The organism is Kocuria salsicia, assembly GCF_039532055.1.
Lineage (GTDB): Bacteria > Actinomycetota > Actinomycetes > Actinomycetales > Micrococcaceae > Kocuria > Kocuria salsicia.
This window is the reverse complement of record NZ_BAAARF010000008.1, coordinates 67,412-81,738: the sequence shown is the minus strand read 5'-3', so window position 1 is coordinate 81,738 and position 14,327 is coordinate 67,412. Positions and strand designations below refer to the sequence as shown.

The following is a 14,327-nucleotide window of genomic DNA, read 5'->3' as shown; positions in this document are numbered from 1 at the left end:
CTGGAAACGAGCACTTCGCAATGGCGTTCTTCGAACTGAACGGGTGGCCCCTGTTCATCACGGTCACCGCGGTCGCGGTGGTGCTGGTGGCCGTCACCGTCCTGGTGCTGCCACGCCAGCGCCGCCCCGGGGTCCTCAAGTACGTCCTGCAGCTCGTGTGCCTGGTGCTCGTGTGCCTGCTGGTGCTCGCAGTCTGCTTCCTGAAGCTGAACATGGACAACCAGTGGTACTCCAGCTGGGGGGACCTGCTCTCCAGCGGCGGGGGCCCGGTGACCACCACGGACGCCGGGGCCGCCATGGTGGCCGTGAAGGCGGTCAAGGAGCTCCCGCACGCGGTCTACAGCACGGGACAGAGCCAGCCCACCCGCAACGCGTCCTTCGGTTCCCAGCTGGATCCCTCCAACACCTCGGGCCAGTGGGTCTACCTGAAGATCGCAGGCAGGCAGTCCGGGATCACCGAGGACGCCACGGTGTGGCTGCCGCCCTCCTACATGCATGAGCCCCAGCGAACCTATCCGGTGATCACGGCGTTCACCGGCTTCCCGGGGGACGTGCGGACCTACACCCAGGCCATGGACATCGCCCACCACATCAAGGCGAACGTGGGCGACTCCACCCTGCGAGAGTCGATCGTCGTGATCCCGGACGTCTACCCCGGCAACAACGACACCGAGTGCGTGGACAGCACCCACGGCAAGTGGGAGACCTACGTGAGCACGGACGTCGTCTCCTGGATCCGCGGCAATCTGCGGGTCTCCACGGACCGGGACGCGTGGGCCACTCTGGGCTACAGCGCGGGCGGCTGGTGCTCCTCCATGTTCACCGTGCGCCACCCGGAGATCTGGTCCCGCAGCGTGAACCTCGCGGGATACTTCGCGCCCATGTACACCAGGGGCCAGGAGTGGAAGACGGCGAACCCCGCCTCGTACGACCTTGCGAAGGTCGTGGCGCGCGAGAAGCCAGACGTGGGCATCTGGTTCTTCTCGGGCGGCGAGGACTCGATCTCTGTGAAGGCGGTCCGCGGCTTTGAGGGCTCCGTCTCCGCGCCCACGGGGCTCTCCAGCAACATCTCGCAGACCGGAGGGCACCGCGTGGCCCTGTGGGAGGCCCAGCTGGACCCGGGGCTGACGTGGCTGGGCAAGACCTCCCCGGCCTTCGCACCGGTGGCGAGCTGACCGGCGGCCCGCGAATATGACCGTGTGGGAATACACCCTGACCGTCCTCGGAACCGCCGTGGCCGGCTTCGACCCAGCACCCATGGTGATCATGGCCGCGGCTCTCGGCGCCGGTGTCCGGCGCCGGCACATGGTGGGGTCCTCGTTGCTGCTGCTCGGTGGCACCGCGGCGTGGGGTCTGACCCTCACCCTGGTGATGGGCCCGCGGCTGCAGGAGGTCGACTGGTGGCACCTGATCCGGCAGGGCAGCATCTCCGCGAGGATCGAGCTCGGCCTCGCGGTCGTGGTCGGTGGCTACGCCGTGTGGCGGGCGCTCGCCCGCCGTCGTGCCCGTGGCGCACAGGCCCCCGAGAAGAAACCGGCCACCACTCTGTGGGCCCTCTACGCCACGGCGTGCGTCTTCGTGGCCATCGTGGTCCTCGATCTCCCGTTCGACGTCCACGTGGCGGTCGCCTCCGCGTGTCCGCTCACCTGGGCAGTCGTCGGATGGATCGTCTGGGCCCTGCTGAGCCAGCTGCCCCTGACCCTGCTCGTGGCGCTCACGGCGGTCGGCAGGCAGGAGCGTTTCTCCCGGATCATGCGCCGCGCGTGGGACACGGTCTCCCCGTGGGTGAACCTGCTCGTCACGTGGCTGCTCGCTCTCGCGGCACTGCTCATGGCCCTGGACTCGGGCGCCTACCTGCTCGCGGGGCACTTCCTGGTCCGCTGAGCCACGTCACGACGACGCCGCCGCGCCGCCACCCTGCCTGGGGTCACCCCTGCGTACCGCCGCCCTCTGTCCGGCCAGCGGGCGCACGGCCACTATCCCTGCGGCCGCCCGGCGTGCGCTGGTCCGTCCCCCGGCGTGCCGCCGACCTTCGTCCAGCCAGGGCACACACGACCGCCGCCCCTACGACCACCCGGGGTCAGATCACCCGCCGTTCGGCGTGCGGAAGTCCGACCTCCGGACGCCCGGCGTGCGGCACCCTGCCCCCGGTCACCCGCCGCGCGAGACCACGAGTGGCGAGCGGCGTCGTCGTCCGAAGATGCTCAGACCGCCTGCTGGGAGGAGGTCACGGGGAAACCGGACTCCACGCGGCGCCGCCGATCCCGCTTCTGCCGCTGGACGCCCGCCAGCGCCAGCATCCCGCCCACGATCGACAGTGCGCACGCGACGAGCGCCGGGGATCGGTAGCCGAACCCGGCCGAGATCACGGCGCCGCCGAGCAGCGCGCCGATCGAGTTGGCCACGTTGAATGCTGCGTGGTTCAAGGACGCACCCATCAGCTGCGCGCCGCGTGCGGCAGTGATCAGCCAGCTCTGGATGCTCGGCATGATGTAGGAGTTGACCAGGGACATCAGGAACCCCGCCACGAAGATCCCCACGGGCGAACCACCCAGCGCCCCCATCAGCAGAAGCACCACAGCGAGCGCCGGGAACCCCACGGCCATCGTGCGGCGGGCACTGCGGTCGGCGCTGATGCCGCCCACGATGTTGCCGATCGTCATGCCCACACCCACCACGGCCAGCAGCCACGGGATGGCACCCTCGGGCAGTCCCGCCAGCTCACGGCCCATCTGGGAGAGGTAGCTGTAGATCGCGAAGAAGCCGCCGAAGCCCACACCGGCCACGCCCATGACAATCCAGACCTGGGGAAGGGTGAAGGCCTTCAACTCACCGCGTCGGGTAGCACCGGGCAGCGGGGCCTGCCGTGGGACCGTCAGCCACAGGCCGATCACGGTCACCGCGAAGACCACGCTCACCACCCCGTACGCTGCGCGCCAGCCGTAGGCCTGGCCGATCGCCGTCATCACGGGCACACCCACCACGTTGGCGACCGTGAGGCCCGACAGCGCCAGCGCCACGCCCTTGGCCTGGTTGCCCGGGCCCATCACGGTGGCCGCTACGAGCGACGCCAGGCCGAAGTACGCCCCGTGGGGCAGCCCCGCGAGGAAGCGGATCACCAGCAGCCCCGCGAAGGACGGCGCGAGCGCGGAGGCCAAGCTTCCCACCAGCAGAGCGGAGGCCATCACGAGCAGCATCACGGTGCGGGAGGACTTCGCCCCCAGGAAGGAGATCACGGGGGCACCCACCACCACGCCCACGGCGTACGCGCTCACGAGCCATCCGGCGTGGGCAATGCCGGTCTCGGGGGAGGATCCGTAGAGGTCGGGCAGGAGGTTCTGGGCGATCTGCGGGAGCAGGCCCATGGAGGCGAATTCCGTGCAGCCGATGCCGAAGCCGCCCAGTGCGAGGGCGAAGAGGGCGAGTCGGCGGCGGGCAGGAGTCAGCTGGGTCATGGAGACGCGGCCTTTCCGGGGTTCTCGAGGTGACCCGGGCGATCGGGACGCCGCGGGGATCGGGACTGGGCGCGCACTGAGGAAGGGGCTGAGCAGTGCACGCCGACCGGAGCCTGGGCCCTCCCGCGGCACTGCCGTGCCGGCTGGATGTCGGGGAGGTGTGGGATCCGGGGTGCCGCGTCGTCGAGGCGTGACTGGCCTGCGGCCTGAATCCATGGAACGCCCCCGCCGCACAGTTTATTCGCGCTCCCGCACACGAGTTGTGGATGTCACACGCGAACCCGGTTCTCCCCATGCGGTGCACGAAGGTTTTCCACAGGTGTGGAGAAGATTGTGCATATCTCGATTAACATGTGTGCGGATGAGGCCAGGACGCCCGGGATACCGCTGTCCACAGGGGTGTTCACAGCTGTGGAATTACAGGTGTGTAAGTTGTTAACAGGTGTGGACAACCCCTGTGGACAGTCAGGCGAGGGGGCTGCGCCGCAGCCCCGGGAGCATGGCGAGCGCCACGAGACCGCCCACCACCAGACCACCCACGTGGGCCTGCCAGGCGACGCCCCCCACCACGAAGCCGAAGACCAGGTTGATCACGATCAGCACCACGATCGGTGTCATGTCGCTCTCGAAGTGGCGCATGAACACGAACATCGCCCCGAAGAGTCCGAAGATGCCGCCCGAGGCACCGATCACGACCACCCACGGATCGCCCAGCAGCAGCACCCCCACCGAGCCGCCCAGCACCGAGAGCAGGAAGAGCACGAGCATGCGCCACGTGCCGAGCAGCGGCTCGAGCATCCGCCCGAAGAGGTACAGCGTGTACATGTTCAGCAGCAGGTGCAGCGGCGAGGGCATCGAGTGGAGGAAACCGCTCGTCAGCATCCGCCACGGCTCGTCCCAGGTCAGGGCTGGAACGTAGCCGAGCACCCTGACCAGGCTGTAGGGCGTCAGCAGCGCCACGAGCCACTGCGCACCCCAGACCCCCACGCAGATCCCGATGAGCCACCAGGTCACGGGCATCCCGGTACGACGACGCCGCGCCGGGGCCCCCACGGGGCGGCGCGGATCGTGGGGTCCCGGTGCCGCCACGCCCTGCGGACGCTGCACGCCATACGGGTCCTGCGCTCCGTACGGCTCGCCGCCGGCGCGGGGACCGGCAGCACCGTGGCCCGGGAGGTACTGGCCGTACTGCGGGGCGGGGACGGGCCCGCCGCCCGGCAGCTCGCCGTCGGGAGCGGAACCGGACGCCGGCGTCCCGTGCGGGACCCCACCGGAGGAGGCGCCACCCCAGGGGGTACGGTCAGCGGGCGTGGGCTCCTGGGGCGTGCCGTCGGCGGGCGTCTCGTCGCGGGGTTCGTCGGGTGAGTGTGGATTCATGTTTTCTCCGGCATGTTCACTGGTGGGAGCGGGGCTGCGGTGATCCTGCAGGCTGCGCAGGGGCCCGGGTACGCGTGAAGCCCACCCGGAGAACCGGGTGGGCTTCATGAGAGGGGGCGTGCGGGTCTCAGACCTCTTCCACGTCGATGGAGGTGATCACGCAGTCCTCCACGGGACGGTCCTGGCCGCCGGTGCGCACGTTGTTGAGCTCGTCCACGACCTTCTTGGAGGCGTCGTCCGCGACCTCGCCGAAGATGGTGTGCTTGCCCTGCAGCCACGTGGTGGGCGCGGTGGTGATGAAGAACTGCGACCCGTTGGTGCCGCGGCCGTTGCGGGTGCCCGCGTTGGCCATGGCCAGCATGTAGGGGGCGTTGAAGTTCAGTTCCGGGCTGATCTCGTCGTCGAAGTTGTAGCCCGGGCCGCCGATGCCCTGACCCAGCGGATCGCCGCCCTGGATCATGAAGTCCTTGATGATGCGGTGGAAGACGACGTCCTTGTAGAGGGGGCCGTTCTGCTTCTCACCGGTGCGGGGATCGGCCCACTCCTGGGTTCCGTCCGAGAGACCGACGAAGTTCTTGACCGTCTTGGGCGCATGGTTGCCGAAGAGCTCCACCACGATGTCCCCGTGGTTGGTGTGGATGGTGGCCTTGTGCGTGGCGATAGCGGAAGTCATGCCTGTCATTGTGGCACGGGGCCCGGGACGGCGGCAGAGCGGGCCGACGTTGTTCAGCGCACAGTGAAAAGCGGCCTGAACCCCTGTTTTCCCCGGGAATTCCAGGGTTCGCAGAACGTATGCTGAGAGAGGAGATGTGCAGAATCATCACCTCTAGGAGGGACACAGACATGAGCTTGTTCAAGAGCAAGGCCCAGAAGCAGGCCAAGGCCGCCAACAAGGCCGCGGAGTCCAAGGTCGTCAACGCCGGGGACTGGCTCTCCAGCGAGATCGGCGAGCTCGGCGAGAAGCTGCAGCACGGTGTGCAGGCCGGCGCGTCCGCTCTCGCGAGCGGCGTCGAGGCCACCGGCCCGTACGTCCAGGACGGACTCGGCCGCGCCCAGGAGCTCGGTGAGGACGTCAAGCACCGCAGCGACAAGGCGAAGGCCGCGGGTGCAGCTGCTGCCGCCCCCCTGGCCGCCAAGGCCGCCAAGAAGACCGCGCACGGCCGTGCCGCCGCCCAGGAGAAGTACTCCGGCGCCGTCGCCGCCCTGGCCTCCAAGGTCGCGGACGCGGACACCTCGGACCAGTTCGACGCCCTCGTGGCGAAGCTGACCGGCGACAAGAAGACCGTCAAGCGCATCCAGAAGGCCGCGAAGAACTCCGCCAAGGAGTACGCCAAGCAGCAGAAGAAGGCGCAGGGCGGCCACAAGGGCCTCCTGTTCCTCGGCCTGCTCGTGGCCGGCGGCGTGGCCGGTGCGGCAGCGTGGCGCGCCTCCCGTCCGGTCCAGGACCCCTGGAAGACCCCCGCGACCGCGTCCCCGCGCGTCTCGGCCTCGCCCGTCAACACCAACTCCACCGTGGCCGCCGGCGCCGGTGTGAAGGTGGACGACGTCAAGGATCCGTCCTCCCCCGTCCACAAGGAGGGCACTGCGTCGCAGGCGGCCCACCGCGCCACGGACAGCGTGAAGTCCGTGGCGGAGGACGCCAAGCAGACCGTCAACGAGGTCAAGGAGCAGATCAAGGGCTCCGGCAGCGACGACACCAAGCTGGGCTCCGCGGACAACAGCTCCAAGCACGATCCGAAGCAGGGCCCCAAGCACTGAGGCCCCTGAGGCACCGCTTCCGGTGCTGCTGACCACGACGCCGCGCTCCTCGCTCGAGGGGCGCGGCGTTCGTCGTCCTGCGGAGCCGCAGGCAGGATCGGGACCTGCGGGCATGGAAGCGCCCGCGCCGGAGTCCGGAGACTGCGACGGGGGTACCTTTGCGTGTCAGGGCCGGAGCGCCGCCGTCAGGAGAAGATGTCCGAGACGGTGTCGTAGGTCTGGTAGATGCCCAGGATGATGAACAGGATGGCGCACACCACGAGCACGGCGTTGGTCCACATCCCGTTGCGCCAGCGCTTGGGCGTGCGCGAGGTGTTGAGCAGTCCCAGCAACGTGATTGCCAGGAACGGCATGAACAGCGCGCCCAGCACCCCGTAGAGCAGGATCAGGAACACGGGGCGGTCGAGGATCAGCAGCAGCATAGGCGGGAACGTGAGCCACAGCAGGTAGAACTTGAAGTACTTTCCACCGTTGCGGGTGTCCGGGTGGCCGCTGGGCTTGTGGCGGATGTTGCCCCAGTAGTCCGCGAACATCAGGGACACACCGGACCACACCCCCACCACGGAGGAGAAGGACGCCGCCCAGAAGCCCACGAGGAACGTCACTCCGATCACGTCCCCGTAGCGCGCCCGCAGCACCTTGTCGAGGTCCAGCAGCCCCTTGTCACCGGCGCCGATCGCGTAGCCGGCAGAGTAGAGCACCTCCGCGCCCACCACCAGCATGGCGAGCACGAAGATGCCCGTGACCACGTACGCCACGGTGTTGTCGAGCTGCATCACGCGCATCCAGCGCGGCTGGTGCCAGCCCTTCTCCCGCAGCCAGTAGCCGTATGCCGCCAGGGTGATGGTTCCGCCCACGCCCCCGGCCAGGGCCAGCGTGTAGACCACGCCCCCCTGCGGGATCACGGGGATCAGACCCGTGATCATCTGGGGGATGTTGGGCAGTGTGATGATCGCCAGGCCCACCATGACCAGGAACATGATCCCCACCATGGCCGCGGTGATCTTCTCCACGAACGCGTAGCGCCCTGCCCACACGATGCCGAAGCCGAGCAGACCCATGAGGATCGCCCACGCCCACAGTGGCAGCACGGGGAAGAGCGCGGCGAGCGGCAGCGCGGAGGAGGACATGGCGGTGGCCCCGTACACGAAGCCCCAAATGAGGATGTACGGGCCGAAGTACCACGTGGTCCAGCGTCCGAGCGACCGCCAGCCCTCGAAGATCGTGCGACCGCTGGCCAGCGAGTAGCGCCCCGCGCCCTCCACGAGCACGATCTTCATGATGGTGCCCACCACCACGGCCCACAGCAGGGTGTAGCCGTAGCGCGAGCCGGCGGTCAAGGTGGCCACCATGTCGGCAGCCCCCACACCCGTGGCAGCCACGACGAGACCCGGACCGATCAGCCGCCACCGCTGGATGGTCTCCAGGCGTTCGTGGGGGTCCACCGACGGCAGGGGCTGCAGGGGGGTCTTCTCGCGCATACGGCTACTCCACACGTCCGGGGTATGAGGGGTGTCACAACGTCGACCCAAGTCTGTCACGGCGGCTCTCCCCCGCCCTGCACCGGGCTCCGCGTGACACACGCGTGCCTCGCCCCCACGTGGGAACGACCAGAGGCCGCATCCCGTCGGGGATGCGGCCTCTGGTCTGTGTGCCGTGGAGCCTAGGAGATTCGAACTCCTGACATCTGCCTTGCAAAGGCAGCGCTCTACCAACTGAGCTAAGGCCCCGTATTTGATTGGAGTGCGCCGCGGACGGGCGGGGCACCTGCGACCGTGGGACTCAGTCCACGGGATCCACAGCCGAATTCCAGGCCTCACGCTTGGCTTCTGCGTCCCGCCAGGACTTCACTGCAGCCACCGAGAGTCCGGCGACGGCGATCAGTGCTGCGATACGAGCCTTCATGGGGAACCTTCCGAACGAGAACATCTCGCGGCTGGTGGGGAATTCGAGGGGTGGGCGTACCAGGAATTGAACCTGGGACCTCTTCGTTATCAGCGAAGCGCTCTAACCGTCTGAGCTATACGCCCTCAGCGTGTGCCAACAGAACACTGTCTGCCTGGCCACGCCAAAACTTTACCGGAGGTTGCTCCCCCGCACCAAATCCCTCGGTGCAGGAGCCCGCCCGCGGATCAGTCGTCCGTGAGCGTGACCCCGATGCCGCCGATCAGCGACGCCGCGATGTTGTAGAGCAGCGAGGCGAGCACCGAGAGCACGGACAGCAGGATCACGTTGGCCACCGAGATCACCGTGGCGAACAGGGCCACGTTGCCGAGCGAGAGGAACCTCTTGATGTCCGTGCCCCCGGCGTTGCCACCGAGCATGGAGAGCATCTCGTTGATCCCGTCGAAGAGGCCGGTCAGGTTCAGCACGATCCACAGCACGAGGGACGCCACGACCGTGATGATGCCCAGGGCCACGGAGAGCAGGAACGCCAGTTTGAGCACGGACCACGTGTCCACTTTGGAGACCACCAGGCGGGCGCGGCGCACCTTTGCCCGTGGTGCCGGCCGCACGAGACCCTTGCCGCCCTTGCCACCCTGCTGGGCCGGGGTCTTCCTGCTGCCGCTCTGCTGGGCGGCGGGCTTCTTGGGGGAAGAAGCCTTCACGGTCTGACCCGCCTTCGAGGCCGAGCTCGCGCTCATGCGTCACCTCCGTTGTCGTTGTCCTCCAACGCTACTGCATCCGCATCGTCCGCCGGGTCACCAGCGTCCTCGACGATCACGACGTCGACCTCCTCGGAGACGGCCTCTCTCTCGCCGCCCCGGATCGCATCCTTCTCGACCGTGGACTCGGTGCGCGCGAACGGATCGACCGCCGTGGCGGCCGCGACGTCCTCGTGCCCGGCCTCCTCGACGCCCTCCTCGGCCACTTCCTTCTCGATCTCGCGCTCCGCGTTGCGGGCCACACCCACGATGGTGTCGTTGGCACCGGGCTTCGCGAAGATCACCCCCATGGTGTCGCGGCCCCGGGACGGCACCTCGCTGACGTTGGAGCGCACCACCTTGCCGCTCTCCATGACCACGAGCACCTCGTCGTTCTCGCCCACGATCAGACCGCCCACCAGGCCACCACGGACCTCGGCGAGCTTGGCCACCTTGATGCCCAGGCCGCCGCGGCCCTGGACGCGGTACTCCTGCACCTCGGTGCGCTTGGCGTAGCCGCCCTCGGTCACCACGAACACGTGCGAGTCGTCCGTGACCACGTTGGCCGAGAGCAGCTCGTCGCCGGAACGGAACTTCATGCCCGTCACACCGGACGTCGCGCGGCCCATGGGGCGCAGGGCGTCGTCGTCGGCCGTGAAGCGCAAGGACTGGCCGTGGCGCGAGATCAGCATGATGTCGTCGTCCGTGTTCACGAGCATGGCCGAGACCAGCTCGTCGCCCTCGCGCAGGTTGATGGCGATCACGCCGGCGGAACGGTTGGTGTCGTAGTCCGTGAGACGGGACTTCTTGACCAGCCCGCTGCGGGTGGCGAGCACCAGGTACGGGGCGTCCTGGTAGGAGTGCAGCTCCATGACCTTGGCAATGCGCTCGTCCGGCTGGAACTCCATGAGGTTCGCCACGTGCTGGCCCTTGGCGTCACGCCCGGCCTCCACGAACTCGTACGCCTTGACCCGGTATACCCGCCCCAGGGTGGTGAAGAACAGGATCCAGTTGTGGGTGTTCGTCACGAAGAAGTGCTCCACGACGTCGTCACCGCGCAGCTGGGCACCCTTGATGCCCCGGCCGCCGCGGTGCTGCGCGCGGTACTCGTCCGCGCGGGTGCGCTTGACGTAGCCGTCGCGGGTGATGGTGACCACCACCTGCTGCTGCGGAATGAGGTCCTCCATGGAGACGTCCCCGTCGAAGCCGTAGAGCACCTCCGTGCGGCGGTCGTCCCCGTAGCGCTCCACGATCTCCCCGAGCTCCTCGGAGATGATCTCGCGCTGACGATCCTCGGACGCAATGATCGCCTCGTACTCGTCAATCAGCCGCTGCAGCTCCGCGTGGCGGTCCTGGATCTTCTGACGCTCCAGGGCGGCCAGTCGGCGCAACTGCATGTTCAGGATCGCCTGGGCCTGAGCCTCGTCGATGCCGAGCAGCTCCATCAGCCCGGAGCGCGCCTCCTCCACGGTGGGCGAGCGGCGGATCAGGGCGATCACCTCGTCCAGGGCGTCCAGGGCCTTGAGCAGGCCCAGCAGGATGTGCGCCTCCTCCTGCGCCTGCTTGAGGCGGAACCGGGTGCGCCGCACGATGACTTCCATCTGATGGGCCACCCAGTGGAACACGAAGGCGTCCAGGGACAGCGTGCGTGGCACCCCGTCCACGAGCGCGAGCATGTTCGCGGAGAAGTTCTCCTGCAGCTGCGTGTGCTTGTAGAGGTTGTTGAGCACCACCTTGGGCACGGCGTCCCGCTTGAGCACGATCACCAGGCGCTGACCGGTGCGCCCCGAAGTCTCGTCCCGCATGTCCGCGATGCCCTGGACCTTGCCGTCCTTGACGAGGTCGGCGATCTTGATCGCCAGGTTGTCCGGGTTGACCTGGTACGGCAGCTCCGTGACCACCAGGCAGGTGCGGTTGTTGAGCTCCTCCACGCTGACCACCGCGCGCTGGGTGATCGAGCCGCGGCCGGTGCGGTACGCCTGCTCGATGCCCTTGTGCCCGAGGATCTGGGCGCCGGACGGGAAGTCCGGGCCCTTGACGCGCCTGATGAGCTCCTCCAGCAGGGTCTCGCGGTCCACGTCCGGGTTCTGCAGGTACCACTGGACGCCGTCCGCGACCTCCCGCAGGTTGTGCGGGGGGATGTTGGTGGCCATGCCCACCGCGATACCCGAGGAGCCGTTGACCAGCAGGTTGGGGAAGCGCGCCGGCAGCACGGTGGGCTCCTGCTGCTTGCCGTCGTAGTTGTCCTGGAAGTCCACGGTGTCCTCGTGGATGTCCCGGACCATCTCCATGGCCAGCGGCGCCATCTTGGTCTCGGTGTACCGCGGTGCCGCGGCGCCGTCGTTGCCCGGGGAGCCGAAGTTGCCCTGCCCCAGCGCGAGCGGGTAGCGCATGATCCAGCCCTGGATCAGGCGCACCAGGGCGTCGTAGATCGCGGAGTCGCCGTGGGGGTGGTAGTTGCCCATGACGTCGCCGACGACGCGCGCGCACTTGTTGAACGAGCGCTCCGGGCGGTAGCCGCCGTCGTACATCGTGTAGATCACGCGGCGGTGCACCGGCTTGAGGCCGTCCCGCACGTCCGGCAGCGCCCGGCCCACGATCACGGCCATCGCGTAGTCCAGGTAGGAGCGCTGCATCTCCGTCTGCAGGTCGATCTGCTCCACTCGGTCTCCAGCGGTCTCGACCTCCCCGGTCCCGACCTCCGTGATGACCTCGGGGGTGTTCTCCGGCTCCACGGGACCGTTGCCGTCCTGCGTCTCGTCACTCATGCGTTGCTGTATCCGTTTCGTCTTGGCCTTCACGGCCCACTGCTGTACATGCCGGAGGGGGAATGTCCGGCGATCACTGTGTGCGGGGACGGACTAGATGTCCAGGAACCGGATGTCCTTGGCATTGCGCTGGATGAACTCTCGGCGGGACTCCACGTCCTCGCCCATCAGCACGGAGAACACCTGGTCCGCAGCCGCGGCGTCGTCCATGGTGACCTGGCGCAGGGTGCGGTGCGCCGGGTCCATGGTGGTCTCCCACAGCTCCGTGTAGTCCATCTCGCCGAGGCCCTTGTAGCGCTGGATGCCGTTGTCCTTGGGCAGACGGCGGTTCTCCGCCAGGCCCTTGGCCAGAGCGGCGTCCCGCTCCGCGTCCGAGAACACGTAGTCGTGCGCGGCGTTGGACCACTTGATCCGGTAGAGGGGCGGCTGCGCGAGGTACACGTAGCCGTGCTCGATCAGCGGACGCATGAAGCGGAACAGCAGAGTGAGCAGCAGCGTGGTGATGTGCTGGCCGTCCACGTCCGCGTCGGCCATGAGCACGATCTTGTGGTACCGGGCCTTTTCAATGTCGAAGTCGTCCCCGATCCCCGCGCCGAACGCGGTGATCATGGACTGCACCTCCGCGTTGGACAGCGCCCGGTCCAGGCGCGCGCGCTCCACGTTCAGGATCTTCCCGCGCAGCGGCAGGATCGCCTGGTGGGCCGGGTCGCGGCCCTGCACCGCGGAACCACCGGCGGAGTCGCCCTCCACGATGTAGATCTCCGAGAGCGTGGGGTCCTTGGACGAGCAGTCCTTGAGCTTGCCGGGCATGCCGCCCGATTCCAGCAGGCCCTTGCGCCGGGTGGTCTCGCGGGCCTTGCGGGCCGCGAGCCGCGCCTGGGAGGCGTAGATGGCCTTGCGGATGATGTCCTTGGCCGGGTTGGGGTTGCGTTCCAACCATGCTCCGAACAGGTCGAACATCTCACGCTGCACGAAGGTCTTGGCCTCTGAGTTGCCCAGTTTGGTCTTGGTCTGGCCCTCGAACTGCGGCTCGGCAAGCTTGATGGAGATCACCGCGGTGAGCCCCTCGCGGACGTCCTCACCCGTGAGGTTGTCGTCCTTGTCGCGCAGCATCTTGTTCTCCCGCGCGTAGCGGTTGATCAGGGTGGTCAGCGCGGTGCGGAACCCCTCTTCGTGGGTGCCGCCTTCGTGGGTGTTGATGGTGTTGGCGTAGGTGTGCACGGACTCGTTGAACGCCGTGGTCCACTGCATCGCCAGCTCGAGCGACATCTTCTTCTCGGGGTCGTCCACCTCGAGCGAGATGACGTCCTCGTGGATCAGCTCCGCCTTCTTCGACGAGTTCAGGAACGTCACGTAGTCCAGCAGGCCGTCCTCGTAGCAGTAGACCACCTGGCGGGCGCCCGAGATGGCAGCAGCCGCCTCGTCCGCACCGATCGTGCCGCCGTCCTGGCCCTCGAGGGGGCCGGTGACGTCCGCGGGGGCGTCACCGGCGATCTCGTCGCCGGTCTCCTCCGTGGCCCGCTCGTCCGTGAGGCTGATCCGCAGGCCCTTGTTCAGGAACGCCATCTGCTGGAAGCGGGCGCGCAGGGTCTCGAAGTCGAAGTCGACGGTCTCGAAGATCTCGGGATCCGGGTAGAAGACCTGTGTGGTGCCAGTCTCCTGCGTCTGTTCCCCGCGCGCCAGCTCGCCCTGGGGGTGCCCGCCGTTGGCAAAACTCATGCGCCACACGTAACCCTGGCGGCGCACCTCTGTCTCCACGAGACGGGACAGGGCGTTGACCACGGAGATGCCGACGCCGTGCAGGCCGCCCGAGACCGCGTACCCGCCGCCGCCGAACTTGCCGCCGGCGTGCAGGATGGTCATCACGACCTCCACCGTGGGTCTGCCCTCGGTGGGGTGCATGTCCACCGGGATGCCGCGGCCGTTGTCGGAGACGCGCACCCCGCCGTCCGACTGCAGCGTGATCTCGATGTTGTCGCAGTACCCGGCGAGCGCCTCGTCCACGGAGTTGTCGACCACCTCGTAGACCAGGTGGTGCAGGCCCCTGGGACCAGTGGAGCCGATGTACATCCCGGGGCGTTTCCTGACCGCCTCGAGGCCTTCCAGAACGGTGATGTCGCTCGCGCCGTACTCGTGCTCTAGGGGATCCTCTGTAGCCACGGGGTTTCCGGTCCTCCTGCGTATTGGATGTCGATCACCGCCCGCCCACATGAGTGCAGCCGATGAGACGGCTCGCGGCTCATCGGCTGGCGGGACGAAGATCTGTGACTCCACATTCTACCGGATGACGCGCTGAACGGCCCGCAGACGCTCCGGAACCCCTC

At 68.1% G+C, this 14,327-nt stretch carries 11 protein-coding genes and 2 tRNA genes; 3 read left to right on the top strand and 10 right to left on the bottom strand.

Annotated elements, in window-relative coordinates:
* Positions 1–20 precede the first annotated feature (20 nt).
* Both ABD264_RS07530 and ABD264_RS07525 read left to right on the top strand, forming a co-directional pair.
* On the top strand, positions 21–1,175 hold the full coding sequence (locus ABD264_RS07530; RefSeq protein ID WP_055086146.1) for an alpha/beta hydrolase: 1,155 nt from the start codon (positions 21–23) through the stop codon (positions 1,173–1,175).
* A 16-nt stretch (positions 1,176–1,191) separates the two neighbouring features.
* Positions 1,192–1,884 (top strand): hypothetical protein, encoded by a 693-nt coding sequence (locus ABD264_RS07525; RefSeq protein WP_425554298.1) that lies wholly within the window; start codon positions 1,192–1,194, stop codon positions 1,882–1,884.
* A gap of 320 nt (positions 1,885–2,204) precedes the next feature.
* Here ABD264_RS07525 and ABD264_RS07520 read toward each other — a convergent pair whose 3' ends face one another.
* The 3 genes from ABD264_RS07520 to ABD264_RS07510 all read right to left on the bottom strand — a co-directional run bounded on the left by ABD264_RS07520 (position 2,205) and on the right by ABD264_RS07510 (position 5,514).
* Complete coding sequence (locus ABD264_RS07520; protein WP_303106178.1) at positions 2,205–3,455, bottom strand: MFS transporter; 1,251 nt, start codon at positions 3,453–3,455, stop codon at positions 2,205–2,207.
* A 465-nt stretch (positions 3,456–3,920) separates the two neighbouring features.
* Positions 3,921–4,832, bottom strand: coding sequence for a rhomboid family intramembrane serine protease (locus ABD264_RS07515; protein ID WP_344205263.1), 912 nt, complete (start codon positions 4,830–4,832; stop codon positions 3,921–3,923).
* A gap of 127 nt (positions 4,833–4,959) precedes the next feature.
* Entirely contained in the window at positions 4,960–5,514 is a 555-nt protein-coding gene (locus ABD264_RS07510; RefSeq protein ID WP_174233399.1) for a peptidylprolyl isomerase, read from the bottom strand.
* Between the two features lie 161 nt (positions 5,515–5,675).
* On the opposite strand from ABD264_RS07510, the gene ABD264_RS07505 reads away from it, so the two are divergent.
* Positions 5,676–6,590, top strand: coding sequence for a hypothetical protein (locus ABD264_RS07505; protein ID WP_144941526.1), 915 nt, complete (start codon positions 5,676–5,678; stop codon positions 6,588–6,590).
* A gap of 185 nt (positions 6,591–6,775) precedes the next feature.
* Here ABD264_RS07505 and ABD264_RS07500 read toward each other — a convergent pair whose 3' ends face one another.
* The 7 genes from ABD264_RS07500 to gyrB all read right to left on the bottom strand — a co-directional run bounded on the left by ABD264_RS07500 (position 6,776) and on the right by gyrB (position 14,163).
* Complete coding sequence (locus ABD264_RS07500) at positions 6,776–8,071, bottom strand: Nramp family divalent metal transporter (RefSeq protein ID WP_344205260.1); 1,296 nt, start codon at positions 8,069–8,071, stop codon at positions 6,776–6,778.
* Between the two features lie 176 nt (positions 8,072–8,247).
* A tRNA-Ala gene (locus ABD264_RS07495) sits at positions 8,248–8,320 on the bottom strand.
* A 52-nt stretch (positions 8,321–8,372) separates the two neighbouring features.
* On the bottom strand, positions 8,373–8,495 hold the full coding sequence (locus tag ABD264_RS07490) for a hypothetical protein (protein ID WP_344205258.1): 123 nt from the start codon (positions 8,493–8,495) through the stop codon (positions 8,373–8,375).
* Positions 8,496–8,546: 51 nt separating this feature from the next.
* Positions 8,547–8,620 (bottom strand) — tRNA-Ile (locus ABD264_RS07485).
* A 102-nt stretch (positions 8,621–8,722) separates the two neighbouring features.
* Entirely contained in the window at positions 8,723–9,235 is a 513-nt protein-coding gene (locus tag ABD264_RS07480) for a DUF3566 domain-containing protein (protein WP_295107646.1), read from the bottom strand.
* Positions 9,232–12,003: a DNA gyrase subunit A gene (gene gyrA, locus ABD264_RS07475; protein ID WP_344205255.1), complete on the bottom strand. Its 2,772-nt coding sequence runs from the start codon at positions 12,001–12,003 to the stop codon at positions 9,232–9,234. Before gyrA ends, ABD264_RS07480 begins: the two co-directional genes overlap by 4 nt.
* Positions 12,004–12,096: 93 nt before the next feature.
* Positions 12,097–14,163 carry a DNA topoisomerase (ATP-hydrolyzing) subunit B gene (gyrB, locus tag ABD264_RS07470; protein WP_055086130.1) on the bottom strand — a complete coding sequence of 689 codons (2,067 nt, stop codon included), beginning with the start codon at positions 14,161–14,163 and terminating at the stop codon, positions 12,097–12,099.
* Positions 14,164–14,327: the final 164 nt, after the last annotated feature.

Excerpts from the sequence above, each read along its gene's own strand:
- ABD264_RS07530 (WP_055086146.1), top strand. The coding sequence starts at position 21 with ATGGCGTTCTTCGAACTGAACGGGTGGCCCCTGTTCATCACGGTCACC.
- ABD264_RS07525 (WP_425554298.1), top strand. The coding sequence starts at position 1,192 with ATGACCGTGTGGGAATACACCCTGACCGTCCTCGGAACCGCCGTGGCC.
- ABD264_RS07520 (WP_303106178.1), bottom strand. The coding sequence starts at position 3,455 with ATGACCCAGCTGACTCCTGCCCGCCGCCGACTCGCCCTCTTCGCCCTC.
- ABD264_RS07515 (WP_344205263.1), bottom strand. The coding sequence starts at position 4,832 with ATGAATCCACACTCACCCGACGAACCCCGCGACGAGACGCCCGCCGAC.
- ABD264_RS07510 (WP_174233399.1), bottom strand. The coding sequence starts at position 5,514 with ATGACAGGCATGACTTCCGCTATCGCCACGCACAAGGCCACCATCCAC.
- ABD264_RS07505 (WP_144941526.1), top strand. The coding sequence starts at position 5,676 with ATGAGCTTGTTCAAGAGCAAGGCCCAGAAGCAGGCCAAGGCCGCCAAC.
- ABD264_RS07500 (WP_344205260.1), bottom strand. The coding sequence starts at position 8,071 with ATGCGCGAGAAGACCCCCCTGCAGCCCCTGCCGTCGGTGGACCCCCAC.
- ABD264_RS07490 (WP_344205258.1), bottom strand. The coding sequence starts at position 8,495 with ATGAAGGCTCGTATCGCAGCACTGATCGCCGTCGCCGGACTCTCGGTG.
- ABD264_RS07480 (WP_295107646.1), bottom strand. The coding sequence starts at position 9,235 with ATGAGCGCGAGCTCGGCCTCGAAGGCGGGTCAGACCGTGAAGGCTTCT.
- gyrA (WP_344205255.1), bottom strand. The coding sequence starts at position 12,003 with ATGAGTGACGAGACGCAGGACGGCAACGGTCCCGTGGAGCCGGAGAAC.